Origin of the sequence: Streptomyces sp. NPDC005752 (assembly GCF_040630715.1) — a bacterium.
Lineage (GTDB): Bacteria > Actinomycetota > Actinomycetes > Streptomycetales > Streptomycetaceae > Streptomyces.
The window spans coordinates 26,398-39,124 of record NZ_JBEXYB010000012.1 but is presented as its reverse complement, the minus strand read 5'-3'; the positions used below and the strand labels follow the sequence as shown (position 1 = coordinate 39,124).

Genomic DNA, 12,727 nt, shown 5'->3' with positions numbered 1-12,727 from the left:
CCGCACCACCTCCCTGACACCCACGTCGCCCGACGTGTACCCGACCGGAGGAAGCCGTGGCAGCTACGCCCAGGTTTCGTAAGAACGCAGTCGAAGGAAGCGCAGCCGAAGGAAGCGCAGCCGATGCAAGCGCAGTCGAGGAGCCCGGCCGGAAGCATCCGGTCGACGAGAAGCTTCCGCCCCTGCGGATGTTCACCAGCGGTCTCCAGCACGTGGCCGCGATGTACGCGGGGGTGGTGGCCCCGCCCATGATCGTGGGGCCCGCCGTGGGCCTCAGCGCGAAGGAGACCGCCTTCCTCATGGGGGCGAGCCTCTTCACCGCGGGGATAGCCACCCTGCTCCAGACGCTCGGCTTCTGGCGAATAGGCGCCCGGCTGCCGTTCGTCAACGGCGTCTCGTTCGCCGGGGTCACCCCGATGATCGCGATAGGCAAGGACCGCGGGCACGACGGCATCGCCGTCATCTTCGGCGCGATCATCGTCGCCGGCCTCCTCGGCTTCGTCCTCGCGCCGTACTTCTGCAAGCTGGTGCGGTTCTTCCCGCCCGTCGTCACCGGCACCGTCATCACCCTGATCGGGGTCTCGCTGCTGCCGGTCGCCTTCAACTGGTCGCAGGGCGGCGACGCGGCCGCCGACGACTACGGTTCGACGACGAACATCACGATGGCCGCCGTCACCCTCGTGATCGTGCTCGCCCTGCGCAAACTGCTGCGGGGCTTCCTCCAGCAGATCGCCATCCTGCTCGGCCTGGTCATCGGCACCCTGATCGCCATCCCCGCCGGCATCACCGACTTCGGGGCACTGGGCGACGCCGACGTGGTCGGCTTCCCGACACCGTTCCACTTCGGCGCCCCGCAGTTCGAGATCGCGGCCATCATCTCGATGTGCATCGTGATGCTGGTCTGCATGACCGAGTCCACCGCCGACATGCTGGCCCTCGGCAAGATCGTCGGCCGCCCCGCGGACGAGCGGACCATCGAGGGCGGACTGCGTGCCGACACCCTGGGCAGCGCCGTGAGCCCGCTCTTCAACGGCTTCATGTGCAGCGCGTTCGCCCAGAACATCGGGCTGGTCGCCATGACCAAGGTGCGCAGCAGGTTCGTCGTCGCCGCGGGCGGGGCGATCCTCGTGCTGCTCGGACTGCTCCCCGTGGCCGCGTCCGTCATCGCCCTCGTACCGCTTCCGGTCCTCGGGGGCGCGGGCATAGTGCTCTTCGGGTCGGTGGCCGCGAGCGGTATCCAGACCCTGGCGACCGCGGCCCTGGAGAAGGGCGAGAACGCCCTGATCGTCGCGGCGGCCGTCGGTGTCGGCCTCATCCCGATCGCGGCTCCGGACTTCTACCACGCCTTCCCCGAGGACCTGCTCGTCGTCCTGGACTCGGGAATCTCCACCGGCTGCGTGGTGGCGATCGTCCTGAACCTGGCCTTCAACCACTGGGGCCGGAGGCCCGACGCGGAGCCGGAGACGGAAGCCGCGGACAGTGAACAGCCCAAGGACCCGATGGCCCTGCCCGTCGCCCACTAACCCGGCGGTGCGCGTACGGAGGCCCGCGGCAGGGATCCGTACGCGCACCCTCGGCGGGTGGTGTCAGCCGATGTGGAAGCTGTCGCCGTAGACCTGCCAGTCCAGCGGCGGGTCCAGGTTCAGATTGCCGTTGCGCAGGAACACCCGCTGGGCCGTGTCCACCCGGCTGGTGTCCGAGTGGGCCTCCTCCTGCTTCATCGCCCAGACCCGTGCGTCGAGGAACGCGTCGAGGTAGGCCACCTCGTCACCGCCCTGCGACGGCGGGCTCGCCTCGGCCAGGGCCAGCTGCCGGACAGCTCCGAAGCTGGTGCTGTCGTCGCCCCCGCCGTGCATCACGATGGCGTCGTAGTAGGCGAACTGCCCGAGTGTGCCGAGGCCGTCGGCCTTGGCCTGGCGCACGGCCGGGTCGAAGTACACCCGGTCGCGCTCGTCGTTCTGGGCCTGCTGGAACGCGGGGTCCGCCGCGGCCTCGGCCCAGTGGCCGGTGAAACCGGGGTCGAGCCCCTCGTGCGAATCGGTGCCGTTCACGTCCCGCAGGGCGGGGAGGTACGACGCCAGGACGTTGCCCGGCTTCCGCTCCGTGTACAGCTCCACCAGGCCGAGCATGTCGCTGGTGCCGGAGCAGAACCCTATGATCCCGGCCGTGTAGCCGCGGCCGTCGCCTATGTCCTCGATGTAGCCGTACTGGGCCTTCCAGTCCAGCGTGGAGTTCTCCGCGCTGGACACCAGCTGCATCGCGATGTCCTTCTTCGCGGGGTCGTCGAGACCGGTCGCCGCTGCCTCCAGGTGTGCGGCCGGCGGCGTGAGGGCGCCGGCGTGGGCGATGGCCGGAACCGCCGTGAAGGTGAGCCCGAGGGCCAGCGCGGCGAATCCGACGGTGCGGGTGAATCGGGTGGTGCGACGTGAGGTGCTGTTGTGGGGGTGATGCACCGGTCCTCCAGCAGGAGTTCGTCGTTCCGATATTCTGTTAGTAAACTTTCCTACCAGAGGTCGGAGCGTGTCGTAACCCCCGTGCACGGACGGACCCGAGCTCTTCAGGCTCCGTCGATGCGGAAGCGCTCGCCGTAGACCTTCCACACCAGGGGAGTTTCCAACTGGAGCCTCCCCTCCCGGACGAAGACGCGTTGGGCGGTCTCCACCCGGCTGGTGTCGCTGTGTGAGGGCTCCTTGCGGATCGCGGCCACCCGGGCGTCGAGGAAGGCGTTCAGATAGGCCTCCTCGTCACCTCCCCCGGACGGTGGATCGGCCTCGGCGAGGGCCTGCGCGCGCATCGTACGGAAGCCGACCGTGCCCTCGGCGTCGGCGTACCCGTGCATCACATAGGCGTCGTAGTAGACGAACTGCCCCAGGGCGCTGAGCCCGTCGGCCTCGGCGCGTTCGACCGCCGGATCGAAGTACGAGCTGTCCCGCTCCGCGTCCTGTGCCGCCCGGAACCCCGGATCCGCCGCCGCCTCCGTCCAGGCGTGGGTGAAGGCGGCGCCGAGCCCTTCGTGCGAGTCGCTGCCGTTCACCGCGCGCAGTGCCGGGAGGAAGTCCGCGAGTACGTTGCCCGGGTGCTTCGCCGTGTAGCGCTCGACGACCTTCAGCAGGTCGCCGGTGCCGGAGCAGAATCCGATGATGCCGGCGGTGTAGCCGCGGCCGTCGCCGATGTCCTCGACGTAGCCGTACTGGGCCTTCCAGTCCAATGTGGAGTTCTCCGCGCTGGACACCAGCCGCATGGCGATGTCCTTCTTCGCGGGGTCGTCGAGACCCGTCTCGGGGGAGTGGGAGCCGGTTCCGGAACAGCCGGTCAGGACGAGGGCCGCGACGGCGGCGAGGGCGGGGCGCCTGTGTTTCACGCACCAAGCCTGTCAGGCCGGGGGGCGGTCCCGACCGGGGTGGGGCGCCTGTAGCGTTCGCGATATGGAAGATCAGTCTGTTGTGGACGTCGGCGAAGTGCGGCTGGCGTACCGGACCTGGGGCGACCCCTTCGGTTCGCCCGTCGTCCTCTTGCACGGCCTCGGTGGCTCGTCCCTGAGCTGGGAGGCCGTCGGCACCCTGCTCGGCGAGGAGTGGCGGGTGTACGCCATCGATCTGCGCGGCCACGGCGAGAGCGACTGGCCCGACGAGTACGGCTTCGAGCAGATGCGGGACGACGTCCTGGAGTTCCTCGACGCCTGCGAACTCGACCGGGTCGGCCTCGTCGGCCACTCGATGGGCGGCGTGGTCGCCTATCTCCTCGCCGAGGAGCACGCCGACCGGGTGGAGCGGCTGGTGCTGGTCGAGACCCCGCCGCCGTTCCCCGGCCAGCTGGTGGCCGACAGCCGCCACGCGGGCCCGGTGGACTACGACGAGAACGTCGTGCCGGCCGTCCGGGCCCAGGTGGCCGAGCCGGATCCCCGGTGGGAGCAGGAGCTGGGGCAGATCGTCGCCCCGACGATGATGATCGCGGGGGGTCCGGAGAGCAGCATGCCGCAGGGGAGGCTGGCCGACATGGCCTCGCTCATCCCCGACTGCCGGCTGCTCACCCTGGGCGGCGGCCACCATGTGCACAAGAAGCACGCGGACCAGGTGGCCCAGCAGATCACCGAGTTCTTCACCAGCTGAGCAGCCCCGGACCCTGACCGCCTGCCCCGCGCGCGACGCCACCGTCTCACCCGAGCACGATGCCTCCGCCGGCCCACGTGCGACGCCGCCGTCGTGCCCGTGCCCGCGCGCGACGTCGTCAGTCGCCCGGCTGCCAGTCGGGCCGGCGCCCGCTCAGCGCGATCACCCGGTCGGCCAGCGGCGCGTCGGCCGGGACGGGCACCGGCGGGCCGAAGATCGCGTCCGGGCCGGACCTGTCGTCGTCCCCGGGCGCCAGCATCGCCTCCGACGAGCGCAGGGAGGCCTCGTCCGCCCGGAACGCCTGCCCCGTCGACCTGGCCAGGTCCCAGCCGTGCACCACCAGCTCGTTCCGTACGACCATTCCGGCGACCTGGCCGGGCAGATCGATCCCGCCGGCCCGGGTCATGCCCTCCAGTGCGGCGGGGGAGCGCCAGGCCGCGACCAGCTCGTCCAGCAGCGGCGGCAGCGCCGTGCGCCAGTCGGCGGGCAGTGCCGGCAGGGCCGCCGTCGGCGGGGTGTCGGTCGTCGGGCCGAGCTTCTTGTGCGCCGCGTCCAGGAAGGCGGCGGTCAGCCCCAGGAGGTGCCCGAGCAGCTCCCGCACCGAGTAGTCCGGGCAGGGCGTCGGGCCGGTCAGCTGCCGGTCCTCGATGTCACCGATCAGTTCGCGGATCTGCCGCGCCGCCGGTCCGAGATCGAGGCCGGGTGCGGTTCCGTCATGCGTTTCCATACCCATAAGACCCCCCTCGGGCCCGGAACTCATCGCGGACATCGCGGAGTGTTCCGGTCCGTCCTCTTGTCGGAGGCGCCACCCGCATGGCATATAGGTCTGGACCATTGCTGTCGGATGGAAGGCATCACCGTGCAACGCCCCCACGCACGCACCGCGTTGGCCTGTTCCGCCGCGCTGCTCCTCGCCGCTCTCAGTGCCTGTGGAGGCTCCGCCGAAGCGGACTCCAGGAACCCGACTGCCCCCGAGGGGGTGACGGCCCAGGCCGGCAGCGCCACCTCCGTACACGTCATGTGGGAGCGGTCCACCGACGACAGGGGCGTCACCGGCTACGACGTCTACCGTGAGGGGAGGAAGGCGGCCTCGGTGGCCGCTGCCAAGCTGATGACCGACATCGACGGGCTCACCGCGTCCACGTCCTACACCTTCACGGTCCGGGCCCGCGACGCCGCCGGAAACCACTCCGCCCCGAGCGCCGCGGCCACCGTCACCACACCCGCGACCGCCCCCGCCGACGAGGAGGCACCGACCGGACCGTCGAAGCTACGGGGCAGGGCGGACAGCGGCCGGACGGTCACCCTGTCCTGGGATGGCTCCACGGACGACGTCGGCGTCACCTCGTACAACGTCTACCAGGAGGATTCCAGGATCCACAGCGTCTCCGGAACGCGGACCACGGCCCGGATCACGGGGCTGCGGCCCGGCACCGTCTACACCTTCACCGTCCGCGCCCGTGACGCCGCCGACCACTCCTCGCCCGACAGTGACGCGCTCGACCTCACCACCCCGTCCGCACCCGGCGCCCCCGCGAGCACGGCGCCGACCGGGCTGCGGACGAAGGTGACGGCCCGGGGCGGGGAGTCGCTCGTCGACCTCTCCTGGGACCAGCCGGACACCGGCGGCACGATTCCCGCGTACCAGCTGTTCCTGAACGGCAAGCTGACCACCACCATCGTCTGGGGCGGCACCCCGCCCTCGGGCCGCGCGACGTACCGGCTCACTCTCACCGACCCGCCGGGCACCCGCTACTCGCTCAAACTCCGGCCCAGGCTCCCCGACGGGAAGTGGGGCGACTTCTCGGCCCAGCGCACCGTGGTGCTGACCGGCTGACGGCCGGTCACCCGCCCGTCGGCGTCACTGACACTATGCTGTGGCCGGTACCGAGGGCTCGGGTGTCACCCGCAGCTCATGACGGCCGCGACGGTAGCGGCGGGTACGCCGCGCGGCATGTCCGGACCAGGTGTAGGTGGGCCGGGCCTCCCGCAGCGGCAGTGGTGTCCCCGGGCATGGGGTCCGGGGAGTTGTTCGAGAGGCGGGTTCTGATGGTCAGCGGGCGTGTGGTGCGGTTCGACAGCGCGAAGGGCTATGGATTCATCGCGCCGGAACACGGTGGCGAGGACGTCTTTCTGCATGTGAACGACCTTTGGATTCCGGAGGCGTCCGTCAGGCCCGGTCTGAGGGTCGAGTTCGAGGTCGAGCAGAGCGACCGGGGACTCAAGGCCTCGGCGGTGCGCCTCGCCACCGGCACCGCCGGCAGTGAGCCGACCGCGGCCCCGGCGTCCGTTTCCGCGGGGACTCTCGTGTCCCCGAGCAGGCAGACGGCGGACGGTGACGACGTGCTGTGCGATGTGCTCAGCACGGACGAGTTCGTACGGGACGTCACCGAGGTGCTGCTGGAGTCGGCGCCGGCGCTCACCGCGGAGCACATTCTCCAGGTGCGCCAGGGGCTGCTGCAGTTCGCCAAGAACCGCGGATGGGTCGAGGGCTGAGGTGGTCGGGGCCCTGCCGCCGGGGCGGCAGGGCCCCTTGCGAGGATCCGCGGGTCAGGGTCGTGCTCCGGAGCCGCAACGGATCCGACGGCCGGCGCCGGACCGCGGGCTGCGGCGTCTTCGCCGGTGCCGGCCGTCTCACGCGCCGTGGGGGTCCGGTCCGGGGATCAACCCGCTTGGCAGAGCGTGTCCTTGCCGGGCATCCGGCCCTCGACGAGGTAACGCGTGGTGATGTTCAGAGCGCAGGCGTTGTCGCCGAGGACGTAGACGCCGTGCCCGCCGTCGTCGACGCTCAGCAGCCGGGACCGGTCCGCGAATTTCTGGCGCAGCATCTTCCCGCCGAGGTGCGGTGTGGGCGCGTCGCGCAGGTTCTGTACGAGGAGCACGTTGCGCGGTCCGTCGTCGTCGACCGCGACCGGCGGCTCGGCCGGGGTGTACGGCCAGAAGGCGCAGGGCGTGATGTTGGCTGCGGCGGCGCCGAACAGCGGGTAGCGCTCGCGGTCCTCGGCGACACCGTGCCGATAGGTGTCGACGCTCTTGGGCCACTCGATGTCGTTGCAGGTCACGGCGAGGAACACCGACAAGGAGTTGTCGAATGACGTCGGCTTCTCCGTGGTGGCGTTCTGTGGGAGCAGCCGGGCCGCCGTGCCGTCGCCGTCGGCCAGCGTCTGCCACAGCTGGGCCAGCTTGGGGTACTGCGTCCTCTTGAACAGTAGGCCGAAGGTGGACAGCCGCAGCAGGTTGCCGTCGACTCCTGCGACCGGGGTCCTGTCCAGTCGCCCGGCGAGGGCGAGGTGGTTCCTGCGGACCTGCGCGGGAGTGCGGCCCAGGCCGTAGCTGTCGTGCCGTGCGGCCGCCCACTTCGCGAAGTCCGGGAACGACTGCTCCATCCCGAGGGCGTAGCGGCGCATGCCGTCGCGGTCGAGGTGGGTGTCGCCGATGTTGCTGTCGAGCACGATCCGGTCCGAGCGCTCGGGGAACATCGACGCGTAGGCGGCACCCAGCGCCGTGCCGTAGGAGTAGCCCAGGTAGCTGGTCTTCTCCTCGCCGAGCGCGGCCCGGATGCGGTCCAGGTCGCGGGCGGTGTTCGCCGTGGTCAGGTGGCGCAGCACTCCGTCCCGGTCATGGTGCGCGCACTGCCGGGCCACCTGCTCCGCGACCTTCGCCTGTGCGGTGACCGCGGCGTCGTCGACCGCGTAGGGCGGGATGTTGGCGTTGTAGGGGCCGTCCGGCGCGAACCCGCACCCGACGGGTGCGGAGTGCCCGATGCCGCGGGTGTCCATGCCGATCAGGTCGTAGCCGTCCAGGACGCCTGCGGGCAGGCCCCGGGCCACCAGCAGCGCCGGCAGCGCCAGTCCGGAGCCTCCGGGCCCGCCCGGATTGAGCATGAGCGTGCCGCGTCGCTCGTCCGGGTTCGCGCTGGCCAGCCGGGAGATCATGAGGTCGATCGGGGAGCTGTCGGGGTCGGCGTAGTCCACCGGCACGGGCACGGTGGCGCACTCCAGCTCGGTCGGAGCGGCTTCGGCCACGACGTCCTCGGGACAGGCGCCCCACCTCACCTGCGGCGCGTGGGGCTCGTCCGCGGCGGCGGGCACGGCGACCAGCGAGCAGCCGAGGCCGAGGACGACCGCCAGGGCCGAGCTCCGGCCGACGGGGCGTTGTCGTTTCATGTCCAGTCTCCTCATGTCCGTCTCGTGGTGGTGGTCGGCGCCCATCGCACACCGTGCCCTTGGGGCACGGTCAACACCGTTTCGGAGGCATGCGCGCGCGGACGAGGGTTGACCATGCCCCAGGGGCACGGTCTTGAATGGGCAGCCTGCCGGAGTCGATCTCGCCGACCTGCAGGACGCCGACGGCGACGAGGTACGGAGCACCCAAGGGAGGGTCCGCCGGTGACGTGGAGCACGAGGCAGCTGGCCGAACTCGCCGGCACGACGCTGAAGACCGTCCGGCACTATCACAAGGTCGGCCTGCTGGACGAGCCCGAACGATCGGCCAACGGCTACAAGCGGTACGACATCAAGCACCTGGTCCGCCTGCTGCGCATCCGCAGGCTGGTCGACCTCGGCGTGCCGCTGTCGGACATCGCCTCGGTCGAGGTGGCCGACGAGAGGATGGAGCAGATCCTCCGTGCCCTCGACGCGGAACTCGCGGCGAGCATCGAACGACAGCAGCGGATGCGACGGGAACTGGCGGCGATCCTGGACGACGGAGCCTCGATCGATCTCCCGGCGGACCTCATGACGCTCGCCGACGGGCTGCCGGAGGCTCAGAGATCCTTACTGGTGGCGTACTCCAGCGTCTTCACCCCCGCGGCGATGGCAGCGCTCCAGGAGCAGCTCGCAGCGCCGCGGGGCGACGTCGCCGCGCAGTTCGACGCCCTCCCCGCCGACGCGCCCGACGACGTGCGGCAGCGACTCGCGGTACGCCTCGCGCCCGGAACCCGTAAACAGCAGGAGGACCATCCGTTCCTCGGCGACCTGGAAGCCTCCTCCCGCCGGGACGCGGCGATCACCAGGTCGGTCGTCGTGCAGGCCGTGGTCGAGTTCTACAACGAGGCCCAACTCGACGTCCTGCAACGCGTCCACACACTGCTTTCGGGGGACGACGCCACCGGGACGTGACCACGCTGCCCGGCCTGGCCCCACCGACGACGTGCCCGCGGGGCGGTGCGACGTCGTCACCACGCCGGCGGCTCCGTGAGAGCGGTAATCGGTTCGGTTTGTGCGCGCATTCGCGGCCCGGACGCCCGTTGCGCCGCCGTCACCACACGCCGCATGCGAGGCGTTGTGCATGAATGACCATCCGTGAGTGTTCCGCCAAGGCTTCGGAAGTGGCCACGCACGGGCAGGTCATCGTTTACGAAACCCGTCCCGAAACGCGCATGTCGTCGACTCGTCACAGCGCTGCACGCCGTATCCCTCCCCGGTTCGCAGCTGCATCAGGCGCGTCGGCCCCGAACCGATATCCGTGTCGACGATCCGTCGTCCCGCACGCGAATAGGGGGGTGGTAGGGGAAAGGGGAGGGGGAGGGGCAAATGCATTGCTGCGTTAGCTTCGTGGCCCAGGTCGATTCAATTCACTCGGAGCGTGTGTAGTCAATGGGTTCTTCGCCGCAGTCATTTGAATTCCCCGCCTGGCCGCAGTACGGGGACGAGGAGCGGAGCGCTCTGGTCCGTGCCCTCGACCAGGGGCAGTGGTGGCGCATCGGGGGGAGCGAGGTCGACACCTTCGAGGAGGAGTTCGCCGAATACCACGGTGCCCCGTACGCCCTCGCGGTGACCAACGGCACGCATGCGCTGGAGCTCGCCCTCCAGGTACTCGGAGTCGGCCCCGGCTCCGAAGTCATCGTTCCCGCCTTCACTTTCATCTCCTCCTCGCAGGCAGCCCAGCGGCTGGGCGCGGTGGCCGTTCCGGTGGACGTCGACCTGGAGACGTACTGCATCGATCCGGCCGCCGTCGCCGCCGCGATGGGACCCAGGACCAAGGCCGTGATGCCGGTCCACATGGCGGGTCAGATCGCCGACATGGACGCGCTGGAGAAGCTGACCGCCGACGCGGGAGTGGCGATCCTGCAGGACGCGGCGCACGCCCATGGTGCGCAGTGGCAGGGGAGGAAGGTCGGCGAGCTCGGTTCCGTGGCCGCCTTCAGCTTCCAGAACGGCAAGCTCATGACCGCCGGCGAGGGAGGCGCGGTGACCTTCCCGACCCGTGAGCTGTACGACAGCGCGTTCCTGCGGCACAGCTGCGGCCGGCCCCCGACGGACCGCAAGTACTTCCACAACACGTCGGGCTCCAACTTCCGGATGAACGAGTTCAGCGCGTCGGTCCTGCGGGCCCAACTGGGGCGCCTGGCAGGGCAGATCGACACGCGTGAGGAGCGCTGGCCGCTGCTGGCGAGCCTGCTCGCCGAGATCCCCGGTGTCGTACCCCAGACCAGGGACGAGCGCAACGACCGCAATCCGCACTACATGGCGATGTTCCGGGTCCCCGACCTCGGTGAGGAGCGTCGCAACGCGCTCGTGGACACCCTGATCGAGCGTGGGCTCCCGGCGTTCGTCGGCTTCCGTGCCATCTACCGCAGCGACGGTTTCTGGGAGTCCGCCGCTCCCGAGGAGTCCGTGGAGGACATCGCGCGGCGCTGCCCGAACTCCGAGGCGCTCACCCGGGACTCCATCTGGTTGCACCACCGGACCTTGCTGGGTACCGAGCAGCAGATGCACGACATCGCAGCCGTCATCGCCGAGAGCATGGCCGGGGCGTGAACGCGCCCGTCCGTGTCGTGGTGGTCGGGATGGGATGGGCGGGCCGGGAGATCTGGCTCCCCCGGCTGACCGGCCATCCGGCCTTCGACGTCGTGGCTGTGGTGGACCCGGTGGCCGGCCCCGAGGACACGGAGGTTCCGCGGCTGGGTGACGTCGCGGAGATCGTGCCCGGGACGGTCGACCTCGCGGTCGTCGCCGTGCCCAACCACCTGCACGCCGACATCGCCGAGAAACTACTGGCCCGGGGCATACCCGTGTTCCTCGAGAAGCCGGTGTGCCTGACCTCCACCGAGGCCGACCGGCTCGCGGAGGCGGAACGCGGCGGAGGCGCGGTGCTGCTCGCCGGCAGCGCGGCCCGGTACCGGGCCGACGTCCGGGCGTTGTACGAACAGGTGTCGGCCGTGGGACGGATCCGGCACATCGACGTGTCCTGGGTACGGGCCCGTGGCGTTCCGGACTCCGGGGGCTGGTTCACGCAGACGCGGCTTGCGGGCGGCGGCGCACTGGTCGACCTCGGATGGCACCTGCTCGACTGCGTCGCGCCGCTTCTGGGGCCGGCCGCCGTGACGCAGGTGGTCGGCGCGGTGTCCGACGACTTCGTCAACACGTCGGGAGCGCGGGCCGGCTGGCGCGATCGTGTCCCGACCGCGGGCAAGGGCGCGACAGGCGGCGACGTCGAGGACACCGTCCGGGGCTTCCTGCTCACCGAGGACGGCGTCTCCGTGGCGCTCCGCGCGAGCTGGGCGTCGCACGAGGCGCGCGACGTCACGAGGATCACGGTGGAGGGCAGTGCGGGCGTGGCCTCGCTGCGCTGCACCTTCGGCTTCAGCCCCAACCGCGAGGGCGGCTCCGGCCTGACGTTCACCGTCGACGGTGAGACGGCGCAGGTGCCGTTGGAGGCCGAGCAGATCGGTGCGGAGTACGACCGGCAGCTCGACGAACTGCCCGGGTTGCTGGGTGACCCGGGCATGACCGGGCGGGCCGTGGCGGACGCACGCCGGACCATCGGGGTCATCGAGCGTCTCTACGCCAGTGCCCGGCAGACCGTTTCGAACCACGACGCGACCAGGGAGTACCGGATGGACAGGCGCATGACGGGGCTGACGGGGGACGCGCCCGCCGTCGGTACGCTGGAGCACCCCAGAAGTGTGGTCGTGTTCGACCTCGACGGTGTGCTGGTGGACAGCACCGAGGTGATGCGTGAGGCCTTCTCGATCGCCTACGCGGAGGTCGTGGGCGAAGGGCCGGCGCCGTTCGCGGAGTACAACCGGCATCTGGGCCGGTACTTCCCCGACATCATGCGCATCATGGACCTGCCGCTCGCGATGCAGGAGCCCTTCGTCAGGGAGAGCTACCGGATGGCTCACCTGGTGCCCATGTTCGACGGGGTGCCGGAGATGCTGCACACGCTGCGGGAGCGGGGATTCCGGCTCGCCGTGGCCACGGGGAAGAGCGGGCCCCGGGCGCGTTCACTGCTGTCGCAGCTGGGCGTGCTGGAGCTCTTCGACCATGTCATCGGGTCCGACGAGATCGCTCACCCGAAGCCCGCTCCGGACATCGTGCTCAAGGCACTGGAACTGCTCGGTGCCGAGCCCGACAGCGCGGTGATGGTCGGGGACGCGGTCACCGACATAGAGAGCGCGCACGGTGCGGGGGTCGCCGCGCTGGCGGCGCTGTGGGGGGAGACGGACGAGGCCGCGCTGCTTGCCGCGTCACCCGACGCCGTACTCCACAAGCCGGGGGACCTACTGGCGCTGTGGCCGGCGGGCGAAGCCGGCTGAACGACCCCTCGGCCGGCCGTGTGCGGAACGGCCGGCTCGCCCCGCGGCGAGTCCTCCTCCCCGGTCCCTCGACGGG

The 12,727-nt window shown here is 70.7% G+C and carries 11 protein-coding genes; 7 read left to right on the top strand and 4 right to left on the bottom strand.

Annotation, left to right across the window (positions count from 1 at the left end; translation table 11 throughout):
* Positions 1–56 precede the first annotated feature (56 nt).
* Positions 57–1,523, top strand: a complete 1,467-nt coding sequence (locus ABZ441_RS12470; RefSeq protein WP_358971673.1) for a nucleobase:cation symporter-2 family protein — start codon at positions 57–59, stop codon at positions 1,521–1,523.
* A gap of 63 nt (positions 1,524–1,586) precedes the next feature.
* Here ABZ441_RS12470 and ABZ441_RS12465 read toward each other — a convergent pair whose 3' ends face one another.
* The gene (locus ABZ441_RS12465; RefSeq protein WP_358971670.1) at positions 1,587–2,453 is read right to left on the bottom strand and encodes a chitosanase; all 867 of its coding nucleotides are present in this window, start codon (positions 2,451–2,453) and stop codon (positions 1,587–1,589) included.
* Positions 2,454–2,557: 104 nt separating this feature from the next.
* A complete protein-coding gene (locus ABZ441_RS12460; RefSeq protein WP_358971668.1) occupies positions 2,558–3,361 on the bottom strand; it encodes a chitosanase in 804 nt (267 codons plus the stop codon).
* A 64-nt stretch (positions 3,362–3,425) separates the two neighbouring features.
* On the opposite strand from ABZ441_RS12460, the gene ABZ441_RS12455 reads away from it, so the two are divergent.
* Positions 3,426–4,109, top strand: a complete 684-nt coding sequence (locus ABZ441_RS12455) for an alpha/beta hydrolase (protein WP_358971665.1) — start codon at positions 3,426–3,428, stop codon at positions 4,107–4,109.
* A gap of 118 nt (positions 4,110–4,227) precedes the next feature.
* Here ABZ441_RS12455 and ABZ441_RS12450 read toward each other — a convergent pair whose 3' ends face one another.
* Positions 4,228–4,836 carry a TIGR03086 family metal-binding protein gene (locus tag ABZ441_RS12450; protein WP_358971663.1) on the bottom strand — a complete coding sequence of 203 codons (609 nt, stop codon included), beginning with the start codon at positions 4,834–4,836 and terminating at the stop codon, positions 4,228–4,230.
* Between the two features lie 117 nt (positions 4,837–4,953).
* On the opposite strand from ABZ441_RS12450, the gene ABZ441_RS12445 reads away from it, so the two are divergent.
* Both ABZ441_RS12445 and ABZ441_RS12440 read left to right on the top strand, forming a co-directional pair.
* Entirely contained in the window at positions 4,954–5,946 is a 993-nt protein-coding gene (locus tag ABZ441_RS12445; protein WP_358971661.1) for a fibronectin type III domain-containing protein, read from the top strand.
* Between the two features lie 212 nt (positions 5,947–6,158).
* Positions 6,159–6,605 carry a cold shock domain-containing protein gene (locus ABZ441_RS12440; RefSeq protein WP_358971658.1) on the top strand — a complete coding sequence of 149 codons (447 nt, stop codon included), beginning with the start codon at positions 6,159–6,161 and terminating at the stop codon, positions 6,603–6,605.
* A 167-nt stretch (positions 6,606–6,772) separates the two neighbouring features.
* On the opposite strand, the gene ABZ441_RS12435 is transcribed toward ABZ441_RS12440, so the two are convergent.
* Complete coding sequence (locus ABZ441_RS12435) at positions 6,773–8,275, bottom strand: alpha/beta hydrolase (protein WP_358971655.1); 1,503 nt, start codon at positions 8,273–8,275, stop codon at positions 6,773–6,775.
* A 222-nt stretch (positions 8,276–8,497) separates the two neighbouring features.
* On the opposite strand from ABZ441_RS12435, the gene ABZ441_RS12430 reads away from it, so the two are divergent.
* From ABZ441_RS12430 to ABZ441_RS12420, 3 genes are all read left to right on the top strand, one after another.
* A complete protein-coding gene (locus ABZ441_RS12430) occupies positions 8,498–9,229 on the top strand; it encodes a MerR family transcriptional regulator (protein ID WP_358971652.1) in 732 nt (243 codons plus the stop codon).
* A 477-nt stretch (positions 9,230–9,706) separates the two neighbouring features.
* Entirely contained in the window at positions 9,707–10,870 is a 1,164-nt protein-coding gene (locus tag ABZ441_RS12425; protein WP_358971650.1) for a DegT/DnrJ/EryC1/StrS family aminotransferase, read from the top strand.
* Entirely contained in the window at positions 10,867–12,651 is a 1,785-nt protein-coding gene (locus ABZ441_RS12420; RefSeq protein ID WP_358971647.1) for an HAD-IA family hydrolase, read from the top strand. Before ABZ441_RS12425 ends, ABZ441_RS12420 begins: the two co-directional genes overlap by 4 nt.
* Positions 12,652–12,727: the final 76 nt, after the last annotated feature.

Bases quoted from the DNA above. Each gene is read 5' to 3' on its own strand.
- ABZ441_RS12455 (WP_358971665.1), top strand. From the start codon at position 3,426: ATGGAAGATCAGTCTGTTGTGGACGTCGGCGAAGTGCGGCTGGCGTAC.
- ABZ441_RS12450 (WP_358971663.1), bottom strand. From the start codon at position 4,836: ATGGAAACGCATGACGGAACCGCACCCGGCCTCGATCTCGGACCGGCG.
- ABZ441_RS12445 (WP_358971661.1), top strand. From the start codon at position 4,954: ATGGAAGGCATCACCGTGCAACGCCCCCACGCACGCACCGCGTTGGCC.
- ABZ441_RS12440 (WP_358971658.1), top strand. From the start codon at position 6,159: ATGGTCAGCGGGCGTGTGGTGCGGTTCGACAGCGCGAAGGGCTATGGA.
- ABZ441_RS12435 (WP_358971655.1), bottom strand. From the start codon at position 8,275: ATGAAACGACAACGCCCCGTCGGCCGGAGCTCGGCCCTGGCGGTCGTC.
- ABZ441_RS12425 (WP_358971650.1), top strand. From the start codon at position 9,707: ATGGGTTCTTCGCCGCAGTCATTTGAATTCCCCGCCTGGCCGCAGTAC.